Raw genomic sequence first — 17,540 nt, 5'->3', positions numbered from 1 at the left:
TTCTCCCGTCCAGACGATGCGTCTCCCCTGTGCCTGACCCGGCTGTCCGAACGGATTCCGAGCAGCGGGTAGAAGCGGATAGCGGAATCGTCATGGATGCGAAGATACAGGTTATTTAAAGCCCCGTCGAGTGGGCTGCTCATCAGCTGGTTGATCATCGTCTTGCCGCTGACGGCTTGGAACAGGTCGCCGCTTTCCCAGAACGTAAAGGACAGATCGCCGGCCTGGACGTGAAGCTTGGAATTCGTAATGGTTGTCATAGTTGTTCATCCTCCTATCCCGGAAGCCGGCCGGAACCTGTCCGGTACGGCTTCGAGGCAGCTTTTACAGTATTTTTCATCCTGCATCGTCTTGTTGGTCAGCTCTCTCCAAGGCCATGCGCTGTTCTTTGTGTATGCGCATGGCCGTCTGTTCATCTAAACCAGCCGGAACGACTCAGCAAGGGTGTCCCGGCTGTTCGGACCGACAAACACCTGGAACGTTCCCGGATCGCTGGCTTGCGTAAGGTCGGAATGATGATAACGAAGCTGTTCCTCCGTGATCGTAAAGACCGCATCCGCGCTTTCCCCGGGAGCAAGCTCGAGACGTACGAAGCCTTTCAGCTCGCGCATCGGACGGACCACTTCACCGGCCACGTCGCGGATATACAGCTGAACCGTTTCGATGCCTGTGCGATCCCCGGTGTTCGTTACGTTCACGCTGACCTGAAGCGGCTGATTGGCCGTGATCTCGTTTCCGGACAATTTCAGCTCGCCGTATTCAAACGTCGTATAGGATAGGCCGTATCCGAACGGAAGCAGCGGATCATTCGGACTGTCGATATATTTGGACACATACCGCTCTTCCGTTTTGTCCGGATTCATCGGACGGCCGGTATTGTAATGGTTATAATAGACCGGAATTTGTCCCACCGAATGCGGGAAGGACATCGTCAGCCGGGCCGAAGGATTCACGCGCCCGATCAGAATGTCGGCGATCGCGGCTCCGCCTTCGCTGCCCGGGAACCAGGCTTCCAGGACGGCGTCCGCTTCGTCAATGATTCCGTGCAGGTCCAGCGGACGGCCGTTGAAGATTACTGCAGCCATCGGCTTGCCCATCTTCTTCAGCTGCCGCACCAGCTCCAGCTGGGCTTCCGGCAGGCGGATGTTCGTGCGGGATCCGCCTTCCCCGCTCATGGCCGAATCTTCGCCAAGGGCGAGCACGATCACGTCCGCGTCTTGAGCCGCGGCGATGGCAGCATCAATCTGCGATTGCTCCACGCTTACGACGCCGGAGCCTTCGGCAATGACCAGCTGCCCCTCAGCCAGCCGCTCCTGCAGCGCGGTTCCCAGCTTCACAGCGTCTTCCTTCACGCCGACGCAGGACCACCAGCCGAGGATGTCGTCGCTCTGGGCGAACGGCCCAATCAGGGCAACCTTCTTTCCAGGCGCAAGCGGCAGCATGCCGCCTTCGTTTTTCAGCAGTACGCTCGACTTGGCTGCCAGCTCGTAAGAAACGTTTCGATGTTCCTGACAGAACAGCACTTCGCGCTCACGCTCCGGATCGGCTCCTCGCAGCGGATTGTCGAACAACCCGAGCTTGTCTTTCAGCCGCAATATCCGCAGCACCGCTTCGTCGACCAAGGCTTCGTCCACGCGTCCGCTCTCGATGAGGCCCGGCAGATGCTGTACGTAACAAGGGGTCATCATCTCGATATCCACGCCGGCCCGGATCGCCCGGTAAGCGGCCTCGCCATCGTCCTCCGCCGCGCCGTGCGCGATCATTTCGCGGATCGACGCCCAGTCCGAAATCAGGACGCCGTCAAAACCCCACTCATCGCGGAGGATGCCGCGCATCAGCTTCTCATTGCCGGTAGCTGGAATGCCGTCCACGGTATTGAACGACGTCATGACCATCTCGCAGCCTTCGTCCAGTGCCGCTTTATAGGCCGGCAGATACTGCTCCCGCAGATTGCGTTCCGACATGTTGACCGTGTTGTAGTCGCGTCCCCCTTCAGGAGCGCCATAGGCGGCGAAGTGCTTAACGCAGGCAGCCAGCCGCTCCGGCTCTTCCTTCAGGCTCCCGCCTTGATAGCCGCGGACAAAAGCCCGGGCAAACAGGCTGTTCAGGTACGGATCTTCGCCGGTCGTCTCCATGACGCGTCCCCACCGCGGATCGCGCACCAGATCGACCATGGGGGCGAACGTTACATGAATACCGGATACCGCCGACTCTCTCGCGGCAATTTCGGCACTCTTTTCAGCCAGCTCCGTATCCCAGGAGCATCCGATCGCCAGCGGGATCGGAAAGATCGTTTTGAAGCCATGCACCACATCGGCCATAAACATCAGCGGAATGCCGAGCCGGCTTTTGCTTAAATATGATTTCTGCACGTCGATGACCGACTGTGCTCCCGATAACCCTAGAACAGAACCGCTGGCGGTCACCATCGATTCGGTGATCCCCATTTCCTCAAGCGGTCCGGTAATTTGGCTTTCGCCGCCTTCATGAAAATTGGCGGTCAGCTGGAGCAGCTGCGCGATCTTCTCCTCCAGCGTCATCTGATGTAACAGTTCGGTTAACTGCCGGTTGTCCATTCCATTCCCTCCACAACAAAGTCGTATGATGATCCAGGCCTTCCGGACACGAATGGTCCGGCTCTTTCAGACCCTTTCTCCTTTCTCAGGAGCTTGCACAAAACCTGGCCGACAAGGGCAGCAAGGATGAAACCCATCCTTGGCGCTTATCTTTTGTGCAAATTCCTCATGAAGAAAAGCGTCTATCGATGTACATTTGCATTCTTTAATCGTTATAAGAAACGATGTCTCCTCCCTGTGGCCAGGCCGGCCTATATATAATAGAAGAAATCCGGCCCGGCACCACTGTGGAAGAGAAGAACCCGGCTGCATCAAAATGTGCTGCACACCGGGTTCCTTAGACTCGGACTGCGTATAATGCTCAGTTCTTATCCTTATTTCAGAACGATCTGTTACTTGGCAAATTTGCTGTTCAGTTCATCCAGAACCGGTTGAACGAGGGACTGCTTGCTTTGTACCCACTTCTTCCAGTTTGCTTCCAGATCGCCGCCTTGCAGAATTAGGTTCGCATACTCGTTCTGGTAATCGAAGGATGCCTGGCTCTTCGCTTTGGAATCGTACAGCTGCACATCCCAGTCGTAAGTTGCCAGCTTGCCGCCTTCGCTGCCCAGTTTCGCTTTCTCTTTAAACAGCTCAACGGCACGGTCACGGTATTCCTTCTTGATCGCAGGGTTCACGATACTGAAGTCGTCGCCCAAAATGTACAATCCTTCAAAACGTGCCGGATATTTGTCTTCCAGGGTCGTTCCTTCCGGAAGCAGGCTGACCGGCTCTTTGTTCTCATCGTACTTCCAATCCTTGCCCTCAAAGCCCATGTTCAGGAGCATTTGTCCTTCTTTGGTCGTCGAGTAATCGATAATATCCATGATGCGTTCGAACTTCTCTTTGCTGATGTTCGGCGAGAAGATCAGCGCAGACCAGAAGTTCGGCTGCTCCAGGTTGCGGTATTTGCCGTCGTCACCCAGAACGATCGCCGTATGGACGAGGTCGTCGCTGCTTACGCCCAGGTTCTTCTGCATGTTCTTGTCCATGTCTTGTCTGTACGAAGCCAGACCGCCCAGGGACATCATCGCGGCAACGCCTTTAACTCTGAAGTTGTCGCTGCCTTCGTTGTTTTTCCAGGTGTAGAATTCCGGATTAAGCAGGCCTTCTTTGTACGCTTTCTGCATCAGTTTCAGACCGGTCAGCGTCTCCGGATCGGCTGGTCCCCAATGGAACTTGCCGTCCTCTCCTTTGTAGAACGCCGATTCCACGCGAGAGTGCTCACTGTTGGCCATGATGATGTTGGTCAAAGCGTCATCCGCTGTGTATGAGATCGGAACGAGCTTGGAGCCCAGCTTCCCTGGGTCTTTCTCTTTGACCAGTTCCGCATAATGAATCAGTTCGCTTGTGGTGTAAGCATCCTTCAGTTCAAACCCGACAGCTTTGGCCCAGTCTTTGCGGATCGCAATGACGCCGATTTGGTTCACAAGCGGATCGGCCGGTTTGTTCTGGTAGTACACCGGTTTCGGCAGAATGTAAGTACCGCCTGTCAGCTCTTCCAGCTTGTCGCCGAGGCCGGTCAGCTTGTAGGCTGCCGCTACGTTCGGCCAGCGCTCTTTCCAGTCATCCGGGAATTTGTAGAGCAGTCCTTGATCGACATAGTTCATGAAATCGCCGTGCACGTAGTTCCAGCTGGCCACGTCAGGCAGGTCGCCAGAGTTGATCCACAGGCGGAGTTTTTCCGGCCAGGAATCCCACTGTACGTAGTTGTAATCCCACTCGACGTTGAATTTGTCCATCCAGTACTTGTGGAACTCGTTGTCGAGTACACCGTCTTTGACTTCCGTGGTCCAAAATCAGGACAAACGAGATGATGAGCAGCAGGAAGGCCATCATGTGCAGCGCGTAATTCCAGGTGGAGTCAAACTCCACGTTGGAAATCTGCATCACGATGTTGCTGGTTAGAACCGAAGCCGGCGTAAACAGAGACTTGGCGAGCTGCGCCGTGTTGCCGATGACCATCACCACCGCCATCGTTTCCCCGATCGCCCGGGTCATCCCCATAATCACCGCCGCAATGATGCCTCTGCCGGCGGCGGGAATGACGACCCGCATCATGACCTGCAGGCGCGTGGAGCCCGTGGCATACGCAGCTTCGCGGTATTTTTTCGGCACGGCGGAAATCGCATCGTCGCTGATCCGGCATATCGTCGGCAGCACCATCAGGGCGAGCACGAGCGCCGCCGCCAGCAGCCCGTCGCCCAGATTCTCCCCGCTCAGTCGGCGCAAAAACGGAATCAGCACCGTCAGGCCGAGGTAGCCGTAGACGATGGAAGGAACCCCGACCAGCAGGTCCAGAATCGGCCGCATGGCGTTTTTCAGCCAGCCGGGTGCGATTTCGGCGATCAGCACCGCCAGCCCGACAGATACCGGCACGGCAAGCGCAAGCGTAAGCGCCGTCAGGGACAGGGTGTTGATGATAAACGCGGCTGCACCGTAGTGCTCTTCCTCCGGAGTCCAGTTAAAGGAAAGGAAGAAATCCGCAAAAGAGATGTCGCGGAAGGTCAGAAGCGCGGTTTTGCCGATAAAAAAGATCACCAGGCCCAGCACCAGGCACAGCGCCAATATGCTGAACCAGAAATAATATGTAAACATGCGGTTGGTGAAACGGACCCTGGCGCTGCGGCTGAACCTGCGACGCTTCGCGGGCGGGGTCAGCACCTGACGTTCCTTGGGCACGTACTGCTGCACGGGGGTGCTCAAACTGGCTCTCCTCCTATAAAGCGGCCAGCCCCATCGGTATTTGAGGCTGGCCGCGATCATGAATATGGCTTGGCTTGGATTGGCTCAATCCACTTGCCTTAACGCATGGCGGAAATCGGAATGAATTTCAGTTTTTTCAGGGAACCCTGCTGGAATTTCGAGCTTTGAACATACTCGATAAACGCTTTGGTAGCGCCGGTCGGCTGGCCTTTGGTCATGTAATATCCGTATGCCCAAATTTTGTAGCTGCCGTTGATGACATTGTCCGTTGTCGGCTGCACGCCGTTATAGCTCAGCGCCTTGATGTCGCTGTTTACGTACACCAGGTCGATATATCCGATGGCGTTCGGCGTTGTGGCTACGGCGGTTTTCATATCGCCGCTGGAGCCGACTTCCTTGTAGTTTTTGGCCTTTTTGACGATGTCGCCGCCAGCCAGCGCTTTGGCCTGATAGTTGACGCGGGTGCCCGAGCCAAAGGCGCGCGTGATGACGACGATGTCCGCATCATCACCGCCGACTTCTTTCCAGTTGGTGATTTTGCCGGAGAAAATCCCTTTCAGCTGTTCGGTGGTCAGGTTGTTCACCTTCACGTTTTTGTTGGTGACTGTCGCAAAAGGAATGACGGCCACCTTGTTGGCTACCTGGCCTTCAAAAGCCTTGAAGCCCGGTACGTCCATGCTGGCGTCCCAGTCGCACGCCCCGATGTCGGCAATGCCCTTCTTCACAGCCTGCGGTCCGGTTACCGAGCCTTTGCCGGAAGCGGAGATTCTGACTTTCGGATTGATTTTCTGAAATTCCTTGGCTGCCTGAAGCGTGAGCGGAAGCAGCGCAGTGGACCCGTTAATCGTAATTTTGCCGGAGATGCCGGAGGCGGCGCTAGCGGAGCCGACCAGGGTGGTTACCGCTACCAGGGAAGTGACGGCAGCCAGCGTTAATTTTTTGAACAGTTTCATCGTTTATTCTCCTTTTCGGTTAAGAACCGCTTTTATTTGGTAAGCTGAATGGTCTTTCCGCCTGTTATGACTACAATCCTGCCGTCTTCGATCAGCGCGATCCGGCTGCCGTCCGCAGACACTGCCAGCTCGCTGACGGTTCCGGACGTGCTGTAAAGCTCCGCCTGGCCGCCGCTGTCGATCTTCAGCACTTTCGTGCTGCCGTCGGCAGCGACGCCCGCTGCAACAAGCGTTCCCGATGGCCCGGCCGCGATAACCGTCACATCGATGATGCTCGCCAGGTCCTGAACGCTGCTGTCTGGGCCGATCACCTTGATGACGTCCTTGGCAGTGACGCTATCCGGGTCGGCGCTCAAATACGCCGCTTTGCCGCCATCCAGTGCGACAGGATACAATTTATTGTCTTTACCCGTTGTTAGCTGAACCGGTTTAGCTTCTTTATTCGTGAGGTCCAGGGAATACAGCTGCTGGCCCGCGCCCGAATAGTCGATGCTGAGCGATTCTTCCGTGCTGTCCTTATCGCTGCTGGCCACGCCGGTCACATTAACGATATAGACCAATCGTTTGCCGTCCGCGGACAGGCTCACATCGGATTTGTTCTCCACTTTGTCAGCCAGCACTTCGGTCACCTTGCCGTCGCCGACATTAACGTAGGATATTTTTTCCTGTTTGTCGCCCTGGATGAAATAAATCCGGCTGTTATCCGCCGACCAAGTCAAATCTGTCTTGACGGAAGTGTCAGAGCCGAGTTTTTGCGACAGCCCGCTGGCAAGGTTCATCAGGTAGAGCTGGCCGGCGTTATCGGTATAAGCTCCCCACTGCCCGTTCGGGGACACCGCCAATTCCGCAGCATATTCGTCCGTCGAGATCACTGTGCTGCCATAGCTTGCCGGGTCCAGTTTAACGATTTGGGCGGACTCCGCGTCGTCACGGCTGGCAATGATTTGCCCTTGGGCGTTCCAGCGTACCGAAGAATAGCTTCCTTCCGGTTTTTGAACCGTCAATACCTGCTGTGTCTGCCCGCTGCCCGCGATCCATTCCCCGCCCAGTGCTTCCACGAGCGATTGAAGCTCTACGTAGGTTTTGCCATCTTGAAGCAGAGGAGCGTTCGTAAAGGCTGCTGCCTCTCCATTCACCTTATAGGACTTTGCTCCTGCCTGCAGCTGAACGACGCGAGAACCGGTCGCATTCTTTATCGTGACGATCCCTTTGGCGGCGCTTGCGCTTGCCCCGAAAGCCTTGACGACGTCTGACACGGCTACCAGGTACGCCTGGTTTAGCTGGACCGCATTGACGGAGACGCTCGCGCCGTTCACGCTGAGTTCCACCTTGGCCGCCTTCAGTTTTGGCGACGCCATCTTTGCAGCCTGACCCGCAGATGATGATTTTGCAGTGGAAGCAGCTTCTGCCGTTCCTCCGGCCAGTACGGAAGTAACAACTGCAGAGGCCATCAGTACCTGAAACATTTTATTTTTCTTTAACATCGGCTCACCCTTCTTCTATTAGCATAAGTGCTATAGACCTATTTTCTACTAGAATTGTAAAAAGCGGTTGATTGGAATGTTATGGAAATATTAAATATTTTATCGTTGTATTTTGCAAAAATAGCGATTATTCTAGTTAAAAATACAAATGCTACATCTAACTGTATCCGAAACCCAACCAGAGACTTTGAATGAAATGACAGCAAATTGCAAAGCTAAGTATTGGAGGCCTGACCATTGTGTATGTAATTGGATTTATTGTGTCGCTTGTTATCGTTTTGGCTTTGATCCCTCCTTTAAGGAAGCTCGCGATCCGGGTTGATTTCGTCGACCGGCCCACCACTCGCAAAATACATAAGGAACCCGTACCGCATCTGGCAAGCATCGCCATCTTTCTCGGCTTTATGGTTCCCTACATCGTTCTCACCGGACACTGGGACAAGGAAATGGCCGGCATTGTGGCCGGCTCGCTGCTCATCCTCGGCATCGGCATGATCGATGACTGGTACAAGACGAAAGGCAAGGATTTTGCCGCTCTGCCCAAAACGCTCGTGCAGGTAGGCGCTGCAGTGATCGTCTATTATTCAGGGATCTCATTCGAAGGGATCACCGTTCCGTTCGCCGGCCATATGGTCGTGTTTCCGGAGTGGCTGCAGTTTATTCTGACGATTCTGTGGATCTTCGGCGTCACGACGGTCATTAATTTTATGGACGGTCTGGACGGGCTGTCCGGAGGCGTGGCCGCAATTTCGGCCTTTACGCTGTTTATCGTTGCAATTGCCAAAGGCCAGTCCCATTCCGCGATCATGGCGGTGCTGCTGGTCGGGGTGACGCTCGGTTACCTGAGATACAACAAGCCGCCCGCCAAAATTTACATGGGGGATGCAGGCGCGACGTTTATCGGGTTCATGCTCGGCATCATCGCCCTGGACGGAGCCTTTAAACAGGTGACCGTCATTTCCATTCTCGTTCCCGTGCTGGCGCTTGGTGTGCCGATCTTCGATAACATTTACGTTGTAATCAAACGGTATCGGGACGGCAAGCCGGTATACAAGGCCGACCGCAGCCAGCTCCATTATCGGCTGCTGTCCTGGGGGCTGAGCCCGAAGCAGGCGGTCGTGTTCATTTATTTGCTCAGTGCCTGCCTGTCATTGTCCTCGATTATCCTGATGTTGATCAGTTAGCGTGGACCTTCCGGCTAGGCGTGGTTAACAAGGAAGTCAGCAGGAATCGTTCGATGGGAGCGATTGAAACGAAATGACAAAGGGGCTGCCCACCGTCGTGCATGATACGACAGCATGGGACAGCCCCTTTTATTATGGCTAACCGGCATACGCCTATTTAGATCGAATTAGGCTTGAGAAGCGGATTGAAGGGCACGAATGGACAAATCCAGCTCCACCATGCCGCCCGGGAGGTCGCGCGATCCGGCAATCACCCAATTTACGGCCAGTGCTTTTTGCAATGCAGCCAGCTGTTCCAAGGTGAGCCGCAGCCCGTGAATCACGCCCTCGCCAACCTCAAAGTCCTTTTCCTCATCCAGGCCAAAACGCTGCACCAGCCAGTTTTTCAGCCCGTTCCGCGTGTTAAACGTCATGCGGTAGCCTTCCATTGCCGCCTGGGCCAGCGGCTCCCCGTGTTCCTCCGAGTAGCCGAACAGGTTGGCATAACGCTCGCCCTCGAGCCCAGCCTGGATAAACGGCTCAGCGTCCTTGTTATGGACAGCCTCAGCGATGGCGGCCGCAGACAGTCCGGCCCGCTTCGCCTGCTCGATCAGCAGTGCGGTCCACTGTGATACTTTAATATCCTGATTCATCCGGTCTCTCTCCCTTCTCGCTCTACTTGCTTATATCTAAAGAAAAAGCCCTCGAGTGAGGGCTTTCCTTGTACGTCCCAGGAGGGATTCGAACCCCCGACCGACGGCTTAGAAGGCCGTTGCTCTATCCAGCTGAGCTACTGGGACTTGCTATGTAATAAAAAAAGCGAATGCGTTATTTATTATACCGCATTTAGCCAATTTTTCAAGAGGAAAATGAGAAAGCCGATTGGCGGGAAATACTATGGGTAATAACTTAACAAAATACGTTGTAAAGGAGCATTTCCCATGCGACAGTTGTTATCTTCACTTTCCTACTTCAGCATATTTTTCGCCCCGTTTATCCTGCCGGTGATCGTATGGATCGCTGTCCGGGACGAATACGTCGCCAGGCATGCCAAGCGTGCGCTGCTCTCGCATCTGCTGCCGTTCATTGCGGCCGTACCGCTGCTGTTTTTTACTTTGGCAGCCCACCATGCCGGCTCGATCCTGGGATATATCCTGCTGTTCTGCGTTATTTACTTCGGCACGTTCGTCTATAACATCGTTAAAGGCATTCAGGTGCTTCGCGAATATGCGTAAAGCGTGAACAGCTAAGAATAGCTGAACAAACCTCCGGGGAACGCCCGGAGGTTTGTTCATGGTTCAAGGAGGTTACTGGTTGCCAAAACGTCTTGGGTTATGGGGCACAGCCAAATTTCTCGAATTTCTGCTCGTCACTCCACCCGCAAAAGCGTTTTGTCGGGCGTACTTGCTTCTCTTGCCTTTTTTGTTCGTGAAGTCCGCCATTTAGCTCACCTCCCCTAAACCATAGTATGGGGCGGGAGTCTGCCGGCTATGTTTCTTAAATTATGGCTGCGTTTACTTTGCGAACCTGCTCCGCAGGTCCTCCTCTACGTTCCCAAAAGAGATCAGGTCGCGCAGGAACAGATCCCGCTCCTCCTCGGCCGTCAGAAAAAAGCTGCCTTCGAACGCCTGCATCGTCACATCGGTATACGCCTGATGCATGCTGTTGTCGTACCAGTCGAGCTCTGTGTCGGCATCGTTGCGGATCAGCCGGATCAAGTCGTAGCAGCCCGGCGACGGCTCGGCCACATAAGCCAAAAGCGCAGGGTCGTCGACCGCTCCTGGCAGCACACCGATTTCGGCGCAGCGGGCCCCGTCCAGCTCCGTCATCCGCCGCACCTTGGCATCCTTAATATAATACATGCTTTCCTCCTCTCCCTGGTCAGCCGGAATTCAGAAATCAAGTATACCCCAGCATTTTGTTCTCCGTCAGATGCTGGCGCGTTTCTGCCGTGCCGTATTCGTATATTTTCCGGTACAGCTTGTTCAGGCTCTCCGTGTACTGCGAATTGACATCATCCTCCGGCGTATCCGGCCATGGAAACGTATAGGCCAGGAAGGAGTCTTCGGCATGCTCCTGCATATCCTCCATCATCTGCTGCACTTCCCTGGCCTGTCCCACCGTGCAGTACATTACCAGCTCATAAGGAGCGGCGCCCTGTTCGGCAAGAACGCTTCTGCCGTGTACCGATACATAAAAATGCTGCTTATCCATGTCACATTACTCTCCTTTGTAAAGATCATAGAAATTTATAAGTTTTCAGCGAAGCTGAACCATTCCATGATCGCAAGAAAAACATCCGCTAAATGCGGCCTGCCTGCTGTAGAAGTACGTCGACAGACACGTTTTTCTTACACTGCCTTTCCTATAGTTTTCGTTAAAGGACAGACATTTTATGCCCCGATTCGGCATATAACTGTATCACTTTGGCAAACAGAAAGGACAGCGAGTGGACAAACGACAAAGAGAGGATGACCCATCATGTGCGGAATAACCGGTTTTATACAATGGAGCGGCGACTTAACCCAGGATTCGCAGATCCTTGTCAAAATGACAGAAACGATGTCGGATCGCGGACCGGACGCTTCGGGAACATGGATCTCCAATCCATGCGCCTTCGGCCACCGCCGTCTGAGCGTCATTGACCCCGAAAACGGCGCACAGCCCATGATCGTTCATGATGATGATGATGTGTATGCGATTTGTTATAACGGGGAGCTATATAACGCGGCCGAGCTGCGGAGCGAATTGGTCAAAAGAGGACATCACTTCCGGACCCATTGCGATACGGAAGTTCTTTTGGTTTCATACATCGAATGGGGGCCGGCCTGCGTGGACCGGTTCAACGGCATTTTTGCCTTTGCCATCTGGGACAGCGTCAGGGAGCAGGTGTTTATGGCTCGGGACCGCCTGGGCGTCAAGCCCCTGTTCTACGCCTACATCGACGGCACTTTAATATTCGGCTCCGAACCCAAAGCGCTGCTGCAGCATCCCAAGATGGAGCCTGTGGTCGGCCCGGAAGGACTGGCCGAAGTGTTCATTATCGGCCCGGCGCGGACGCCGGGACAGGGCGTCTATAAAGACATGAAGGAGCTGCGGGCAGGGCACGCGATGATCTTCAGCCGCGACGGGCTGCGCAGTTACGCCTACTGGCGTCTGGACAGCCACATCCACGAAGACAGCGTGGAGGAAACGGCGGCCAAGCTGCGCGAACTGCTGCAGGATACGCTGGAGCGGCAGCTGGTTTCGGACGTTCCGGTCTGCACGCTGCTGTCTGGAGGGCTGGATTCCAGCGCCCTGACGGCCCTTGCCGTTCAGTATTATAACCGGACCAACCAAGGGCAGGTCCACACCTACTCCGTCGATTACGTCGGCAATGAGAAGCATTTTAAATCGCATGCCTTCCAGCCGGGAGCCGACGCTCCGTTTATCCAGCGGATGGTGGAGGAACTCGGGACACAGCACCATTACATCGAATTTGATACCCCCGAGCTCGTGGAATCGCTGAACGCCTCCACCCTGACCCGGGACCTGCCCGGCATGGCGGACGTAGACGGCTCGCTCTACTTATTTTGCCGTGAGATCAAAAAAGGGGCGACGGTAGCCGTCTCCGGCGAAGCGGCCGACGAAATTTTCGGCGGCTATCCCTGGTTTCACCGCGAGGAAATGCTGAATTCCGGCACGTTCCCTTGGTCGGTCGCACCCGACATGAGGGCCAGCCTGCTGTCTCCCGAAATCCGCGAATGGATCCGTCCGCTGGATTACCTGGGCGACCGTTACGCCGATGCGGTACGGGAAGTCCCCAAGCTGCGCGGCGAGACCGGCCAGCAGGCCAAAATGCGGGTCATGTCCTACCTGAACATCACCCGTTTCATGCCGACGCTGCTGGACCGCAAGGACCGCATGAGCATGGGCGTCGGCCTCGAAGTACGCGTGCCTTATTGTGATCACCGGCTGGTCCAGTACGTGTGGAATATCCCTTGGGAAATCAAAATGACCGGCGGTCGGGAAAAAGGCATTCTACGCAAGGCACTGGAAGGCGTGCTGCCGGACGACGTGCTCTACCGCAAGAAGAGCCCGTATCCGAAAACCCACAATCCGGACTTCCTTGCCGCCGTCAAGCAGCAGATGCTCGACATTCTGGACGATCCGTCTGCCCCGATCCTGCCGCTGATCGACAAGAACAAAATTCTCGAGATCGCCGCTTCCCCTGAGGCGTCCTCGAATCTGCCATGGTTCGGCCAGCTGATGTCGGGGCCGCAGCTGTTTGCTTACCTGGCCCAGGTCAACAACTGGTTGAAAACCTACAACGTGGCCATTCGTTAATGTAAAATGAACATGCAAAAAGGGTATCCGACAGGCTCTAGTCAGCCGGATACCCTTCTGTTTGTTCACCGCGGTGCATGCGTGCTTCATCTAGCCACGTTAACCTGCCGGGCGCTTTTTCCGACAGATTCCCCTTTGATCAGCGTGACGTAGATGCGCTCATGCTCCACTTCCTCACCGGATAAAATTTTGATCAGCTGCTCTGACGCCAGCGCCCCCCATTTCCGTTTGGAGTAGTTAATGGTCGCCAGGCGCGGCTGCATGTAGCTCGTCAGCTCAATATTATCGAAGCCGATCAAATGCACATGCTCCCCGATCCGGTAATCGGTCTCCGCCAGCCGGTTGCAAAAACCGATGGCCATTTCGTCATTGAGACAGAATACGGCCGCCGGGCCGGTATACTCACCGATGACCCGTTCGGCGGCACGTTCCCCTCCGCTTTTCTTGAAGTCGCCGGGGATCTCGATCCACTCCACATCTTCCGTGCGGTCCGCAACCATTTTGACCGCCTTCATGCGCTGAATGGAGTCAAACGAGTCATCAGGCCCCGTCACGATGTAAATCTTCTTGTGGCCCTGCTCGACCAAAAATTCGGTGGCCAGCGTAGCCCCTGCCTTATTATCCAGCAGCACCTGATTGATGTTGGGATGCTCGAGCTCCCGGTCCAGCACGACGATTTTGTGGTTCCGCTCAGCATATTTGAGCAGCTCGGCGTTCGTAAACGCATGGTCCAGAATAATGGCCCCATCGATCATCCGCTCCGGAAGCATCCGGTGGGCCTGCTTGCCGCTGCATACGATCAGGTCGTAGCCCTGGGCGTTGCAGACCTCCTTCATCCCGTCGAGCAGGTCGCCATACACGTCCCCCTTAAAATCCGTCAGAAATACCCCGATGATCCGGGACTCCCGCTTCTTCAGCGATCTCGCGGCCGCGTTCGGCACATAGTTCAGTTCCTTGGCGATCGCCAAAATTTTCGAGCGGGTTTCATCCGTCACCTTGCTGCTGCCGTTCAGGGCATATGATACCGTCGATATGGAAACCCCGGCTTTTTTAGCGATATCCTTAATACTAACCAATGTTCCTCGCTCCCCCGTATCAAACCATTGCTAGGTCCAAAATTATCCATATTCCAGTTCTCATGGAAAAGGGCGATCCGTGAAGATCGCCTTAAACTGCTACATAAAAATCTCAACCACATTGTGGCCGTCCGGCTTCATTCCCTGCTCAAAAACGTCCTTCGAAATCCGCAGACCGCCCTCGCGGTACGGATTGCTCACCGCCGAAGCTTCCAGCTCCCGGCCGTTCAGCTTCACGCGGCGCTCGCCGGTGCCGTTCAAATGGTAAATGAAGGCCACGTCCTGACCGTCGTAACGGAAGTCGAAGCGCATGCCGTCCAGCACCTTCGGCAGCACCGGATCCACGATGAGATCCTGCTGCTCCTGGCGGATGCCCAGCGCGTTCGAGATCAGCTGATTCATGTAGATCCCCGGGCCGCTGGAGTAAATACGCCATCCGCCCTTCACCTGCACGCTGCCGCTGCGCAGCTCATCAAAATGCGCCTGCGCGTCATAACGCGTGTTGAACTTGCCGTCGGAGCTGCTGAAATAAGCGTTGCTTTGACGCAGCTCGGCATTCGGCACGACATTGCGGATGCCGACCGGGTTGATCACGTTCAGGCCGTTCCATACATCATCCGCATGCCCGAGCTTCGCCATCGCTTCAATGAAGCGGATATGGGCGTGAACATACTGCAGGCCCACTTCGCGCCCGAAGTTCGACGCCTGCTCCGCCCGTTTGAAGTGCGTGCTGACGCCGCCGGCATACTGGGCCGGACGGTTCATGAGACGGACGCCGTCCGGGAAGAAGAGCTTCTCTTTGATCAGCTCATAATGCGCCTTCGCGCGCTCCGGATCCAGCAGCTCTGCAATCATGCTCCGGGTCATCGGCAGCAGGCGGTACTGAATGCCTGTTTCCTTGTCGGTCGGATGGAGCATCAGCTTCACCTCGTCCGGATTCTCCATATAGAGGAACCCAGGAATGACTTCCGTTCCGAGCATGTATTTTTCGTAATCACGCTTGATTCCCTGCGCCATATCATGAAGCTCCGATGCCAATTCCGGCTTAGCGGAATCCAGGGCGCCTGAGAGCTGTGTCATCGTCTGGTACGTCAAGGCGACGGTCCAGCTGCTGACCATGTACTGCTTCAGCTGGGCGTTGGCCGGCTGCAGCGTATCGTCCCAATCTCCATCCCCATAAGAGGACAGATGGGTATCATGCAGGAAGTGGCTGCGAATGTAACCGATCTCCTTGTACACGTGATCCAGAATCGTGGCGGTTTCTTCGGTAAAATGGAACTTGTGCTTGACCGTATACGGAACCTTTTCCTCGAGAATGCCGAAGTCTTCGGTCGCCCGCAGGTAATCGCTGAGCACCTTCAGCGGCCATACGATGATATCCCCGTGGCTCTCCTCCTGCTGGACGGTAAAGTAGTTGTCGAACATAAACCACTGCGGCCAGTTGCCGTCGTCTTCGTACTGGTGGGAATACACCATTGTCAGAATGTCGCGCACCTGTTCGAATTTTTGCGTCGCCATAAAGTACTCGGTCGGCCCCTGGCAGACGTCCCGCGTTCCCCAAGCCGCGCCTCCGTACTGTTCCAAGCCATGCGGCACCGAATAATGCACCAGCATGTTATGGGTGTACCACCAGGCCAGCGCATTCACTTTGAAAAAGTCCTTGCCTTCCGTGCCATCCCCGCCGGTTAAGCGGAATCCGTTCATCACGTCCCGGAAAAACTCCCGGTACTTCGCGATTTCATCTTCTGCGCTGCGGTTAGCCTCAGGAAGGTCTTCCCCGTCCAGCAGCCCCTGCATCGTCAAAGTCCACTCCGAGGCAGCATCCAGCTTGAGCGACACTACCGACGCTTCCCCAGCCTGAATGCCACTTGCGAGTGCCGTTTCATCGCTAACAGCCGCCTTGGCGCCGTCGATCCGCATGGTATATTTCAGGTGCGGATAGGCTTCCTTCCGGAGTGCATCCTGGGCGCCGTGGAACGTCAGCACACCCGCCGATTCCGTCATGCGGACCGGTGCTTCGAACTCGTTGACGTCCATGGTGACCTGGCTGGTCACCAGGAATTCATACGCTTTGCCGCTCTCCGAGCGCACATGAAGGCGTACTTCAGGCACATCCGCCGCCGCGAAATTGGTGATTACCAGCATGTCATCCGCCGTTTTGTAATACCAGCGCACGTAGTTGAAGCCGATCTCGAACAGGGACGGCATCGTCAGGAGACGGTACACACCCTCGATGTTTACGTATATCCGCTGTCCCGCCGTTTTCGGCACGTTCAAGGCGCTGCGGGCATTGCTCATCATTTTGTTGAAGTTGGTATTGCCCACCACCAGATGGGAGTTGAAAATGCCGTACATATAAGAAGTCGTCGTCACGACTTTGGCGCCCAGCTTGACGCTGCCGCCGCTCATCAGAATATGCCCGTGCGGACGCTCCACCCGCAGCTCCTTCTCCTTCAGCACGACATGCTCAAAGGTGTCGGTAAAGAACGCCAGAAGCTGTCCGTTCTCGGTTTCCTCCTCCTGTCTTCCGGCTGCCGGGAAAAGGGCTTCGAGCTCCTCCCCGGTAAGCGGCAGGGTGCGCAGCGGTTCGCCGATCTCCAGATTCAGGCGGACCCGCGGCAGTTCGTGCAGCGTACCGGCCGCAGCGGCCAGATTTGCCTGCACCTGATCCCAGGCTTTCAGCACCTCGTCCTTGAATTCCAGCTCGGTTACCGCAGCCGCATGATCCGGCTTGAACAAGCCGTAGAACACGAAGCGTGCTTCCCCGTCCAGCGTTACCGCTTCGGACTGAAGCGCCGTGTAGGCGAACTCGTATTGATAGACCTCGTTCGCCAATTGAGGCTGGCTGAGGCATGCCGGCACGTTCGTTTCTTTATAAGACAGTCCGAAGAACTGGAAGCCGTCCGTAGAGAACCCCGCGGCACGCGTCAGCGAACCCTGCTGTATGTAAGGGAACGCTCCGCCCTGCGGCTGGTTTTGGCGCGAGCACACCACATAGCCGTGGTCTTTGTCTTCGAAGACGGAATGGTCGATATATTGGGACAGGTACGCCTCGTTGCTGCGAACGGCGCCCGGATCCGCGTCCCCGATATCCTGGCCGTAAATGACGTCGACCTTGAGGCCCTGCCCGGTCGCCCGGACGTCCCAGAACCATACGCCGAGCGGGCTGAGCGCAAACGTTATGCTGTACGCTACCCCTTCGGCTTCTCCCGTCCAG

The 17,540-nt window shown here is 55.6% G+C and carries 14 protein-coding genes and 1 tRNA gene; 3 read left to right on the top strand and 12 right to left on the bottom strand.

Annotation, left to right across the window (positions count from 1 at the left end):
* The 6 genes from CPT76_RS38170 to CPT76_RS34760 form a co-directional block, all read right to left on the bottom strand.
* Window positions 1-260 (bottom strand): hypothetical protein (locus CPT76_RS38170; protein ID WP_181153241.1); only part of this gene is annotated, 260 nt, incomplete at its 3' end.
* Between the two features lie 156 nt (window positions 261-416).
* Complete coding sequence (locus CPT76_RS34780) at window positions 417-2,576, bottom strand: glycoside hydrolase family 3 N-terminal domain-containing protein (RefSeq protein ID WP_105446138.1); 2,160 nt, start codon at window positions 2,574-2,576, stop codon at window positions 417-419.
* A 392-nt stretch (window positions 2,577-2,968) separates the two neighbouring features.
* A complete protein-coding gene (locus CPT76_RS34775) occupies window positions 2,969-4,357 on the bottom strand; it encodes a type 2 periplasmic-binding domain-containing protein (RefSeq protein WP_258169086.1) in 1,389 nt (462 codons plus the stop codon).
* Window positions 4,260-5,321, bottom strand: coding sequence for a phosphate ABC transporter permease subunit PstC (gene pstC, locus CPT76_RS34770; RefSeq protein WP_374954761.1), 1,062 nt, complete (start codon window positions 5,319-5,321; stop codon window positions 4,260-4,262). The genes CPT76_RS34775 and pstC overlap by 98 nt, the downstream gene beginning before the upstream one ends.
* A gap of 98 nt (window positions 5,322-5,419) precedes the next feature.
* Window positions 5,420-6,274 (bottom strand): phosphate ABC transporter substrate-binding protein, encoded by an 855-nt coding sequence (locus CPT76_RS34765; protein WP_105446137.1) that lies wholly within the window; start codon window positions 6,272-6,274, stop codon window positions 5,420-5,422.
* Window positions 6,275-6,306: 32 nt separating this feature from the next.
* Window positions 6,307-7,758, bottom strand: coding sequence for a stalk domain-containing protein (locus tag CPT76_RS34760; RefSeq protein WP_105446136.1), 1,452 nt, complete (start codon window positions 7,756-7,758; stop codon window positions 6,307-6,309).
* A gap of 236 nt (window positions 7,759-7,994) precedes the next feature.
* On the opposite strand from CPT76_RS34760, the gene CPT76_RS34755 reads away from it, so the two are divergent.
* The gene (locus CPT76_RS34755; protein ID WP_105446135.1) at window positions 7,995-8,942 is read left to right on the top strand and encodes an MraY family glycosyltransferase; all 948 of its coding nucleotides are present in this window, start codon (window positions 7,995-7,997) and stop codon (window positions 8,940-8,942) included.
* A gap of 167 nt (window positions 8,943-9,109) precedes the next feature.
* Here CPT76_RS34755 and CPT76_RS34750 read toward each other — a convergent pair whose 3' ends face one another.
* Window positions 9,110-9,574, bottom strand: a complete 465-nt coding sequence (locus CPT76_RS34750; protein WP_105446134.1) for a hypothetical protein — start codon at window positions 9,572-9,574, stop codon at window positions 9,110-9,112.
* 73 nt (window positions 9,575-9,647) lie between these two features.
* Window positions 9,648-9,721: transfer RNA gene (locus CPT76_RS34745), tRNA-Arg, on the bottom strand.
* 141 nt (window positions 9,722-9,862) lie between these two features.
* On the opposite strand from CPT76_RS34745, the gene CPT76_RS34740 reads away from it, so the two are divergent.
* Window positions 9,863-10,156 (top strand): magnetosome magnetite crystal formation protein family, encoded by a 294-nt coding sequence (locus CPT76_RS34740; RefSeq protein WP_076174239.1) that lies wholly within the window; start codon window positions 9,863-9,865, stop codon window positions 10,154-10,156.
* Window positions 10,157-10,435: 279 nt separating this feature from the next.
* Here CPT76_RS34740 and CPT76_RS34735 read toward each other — a convergent pair whose 3' ends face one another.
* Both CPT76_RS34735 and CPT76_RS34730 read right to left on the bottom strand, forming a co-directional pair.
* Window positions 10,436-10,783, bottom strand: a complete 348-nt coding sequence (locus CPT76_RS34735; RefSeq protein WP_105446133.1) for a hypothetical protein — start codon at window positions 10,781-10,783, stop codon at window positions 10,436-10,438.
* A 37-nt stretch (window positions 10,784-10,820) separates the two neighbouring features.
* Entirely contained in the window at window positions 10,821-11,135 is a 315-nt protein-coding gene (locus CPT76_RS34730; RefSeq protein WP_076174234.1) for a hypothetical protein, read from the bottom strand.
* Window positions 11,136-11,402: 267 nt separating this feature from the next.
* Here CPT76_RS34730 and asnB point away from each other — a divergent pair, with 267 nt between their 5' ends.
* On the top strand, window positions 11,403-13,247 hold the full coding sequence (gene asnB / locus CPT76_RS34725; RefSeq protein WP_105446132.1) for an asparagine synthase (glutamine-hydrolyzing): 1,845 nt from the start codon (window positions 11,403-11,405) through the stop codon (window positions 13,245-13,247).
* Window positions 13,248-13,333: 86 nt separating this feature from the next.
* Here asnB and CPT76_RS34720 read toward each other — a convergent pair whose 3' ends face one another.
* Together CPT76_RS34720 and CPT76_RS34715 are read right to left on the bottom strand one after the other, a co-directional pair.
* Window positions 13,334-14,323, bottom strand: a complete 990-nt coding sequence (locus CPT76_RS34720; RefSeq protein ID WP_076174231.1) for a LacI family DNA-binding transcriptional regulator — start codon at window positions 14,321-14,323, stop codon at window positions 13,334-13,336.
* Between the two features lie 99 nt (window positions 14,324-14,422).
* Window positions 14,423-17,540 (bottom strand): GH36-type glycosyl hydrolase domain-containing protein (locus CPT76_RS34715; protein ID WP_105446131.1); only part of this gene is annotated, 3,118 nt, incomplete at its 5' end.

It is taken from the genome of Paenibacillus sp. AR247, assembly GCF_002968895.1.
Classification (GTDB): Bacteria; Bacillota; Bacilli; order Paenibacillales; family Paenibacillaceae; genus Paenibacillus_AQ; species Paenibacillus_AQ favisporus.
This window is presented reverse-complemented; position numbering and strand designations above follow the sequence as displayed.